The sequence below is a fragment of the Luteimonas panaciterrae genome (assembly GCF_020511115.1).
GTDB lineage: Bacteria > Pseudomonadota > Gammaproteobacteria > Xanthomonadales > Xanthomonadaceae > Luteimonas > Luteimonas panaciterrae.
Genome location: NZ_JAJAVH010000086.1, coordinates 1 through 286, shown reverse-complemented (window position 1 = coordinate 286; position 286 = coordinate 1). Strand labels below are relative to the sequence as shown.

The following is a 286-nucleotide window of genomic DNA, read 5'->3' as shown; positions in this document are numbered from 1 at the left end:
TGCCAGCTTCGAACCGTCAGGCAGCGGTACATTGACCGCCTCCCACGCACACGCCACTGCATTTGCCTGCTTCTTGCTGAGCAATCCGCGGTCGAGCAAGTCCGCAGCCGCTTGCTGAGTGGCCTCGCGCGCCTTCGGATAGCCTGTCTGCGAGGTCATATACAGCGTGATCGCGCGATACCATACCTGTGCAGCCACCTTGTTAGTGATTCTGGTCAGGTCAATGTCGCCATTGCAGACCAGATCGGCCTTGACCAGCTCCGCCCGATAGGATGCCGGCACGACG

General features: G+C 60.5%; 1 protein-coding gene. It reads right to left on the bottom strand.

Annotation, left to right across the window (positions count from 1 at the left end; all coding sequences use genetic code 11):
- Positions 1–286, bottom strand: a 286-nt coding sequence (locus LG367_RS18390) for a M4 family metallopeptidase (RefSeq protein ID WP_226470732.1), incomplete at both ends; no start/stop codon positions are given.